Origin of the sequence: Photorhabdus sp. RM71S (assembly GCF_042879355.1) — a bacterium.
GTDB classification, from domain to species: domain Bacteria; phylum Pseudomonadota; class Gammaproteobacteria; order Enterobacterales; family Enterobacteriaceae; genus Photorhabdus; species Photorhabdus kayaii.
On record NZ_JBHFKV010000198.1, the window covers coordinates 1 to 472 of the forward strand.

1 protein-coding gene and 1 pseudogene are annotated in these 472 nt (G+C 51.7%); both read left to right on the top strand.

Annotation, left to right across the window (positions count from 1 at the left end):
- Positions 1-345 (top strand): hypothetical protein (locus tag ACGF5R_RS24490; RefSeq protein ID WP_036847782.1); only part of this gene is annotated, 345 nt, incomplete at its 5' end.
- A pseudogene (locus ACGF5R_RS24495) lies at positions 342-472 on the top strand (ATP-binding protein); the annotation flags it as partial. The gene ACGF5R_RS24490 and the pseudogene ACGF5R_RS24495, both read left to right, overlap by 4 nt.

The following is a 472-nucleotide window of genomic DNA, read 5'->3' on the forward strand; positions in this document are numbered from 1 at the left end:
ATGGGGATCAATTGGGACCAGCATTTATTAGCGCCGCTGCATGATGTGTTTGGGGACCCGGTTGAATACCGTCCAGCAAGCGGCGCTCATTACACTATCAGCGGCATCTTTGACCGGGCTTACACGCAAGAAGTGGAATCACTTGATGACGGCAGCACCATCAATACAACTTCTCCCGTACTTGGGGTGCGCGACATTGAGTTTCAGGCGCCGCCAAAAAAGGGAGATCGGGTATTGGTTGGTGTTGTGGGCGGTGTTCCTGTCAATACTTTGTTTGCCGTGGCTGATATTCAGCCCGATAGCCACGGCGGGACAAAATTAATACTTAACAGGGTGAAATCATGAACGCGGCAGGTATCAGGGCGTTAGTCATTGACGCGCTCAAACACAAGACCGATGCAGAAGCGCGGGTTTACTCCCCGCGTGACTGGTCAACAACGGAAGATATGTATCCTGTCATTCTTGTGCAGAC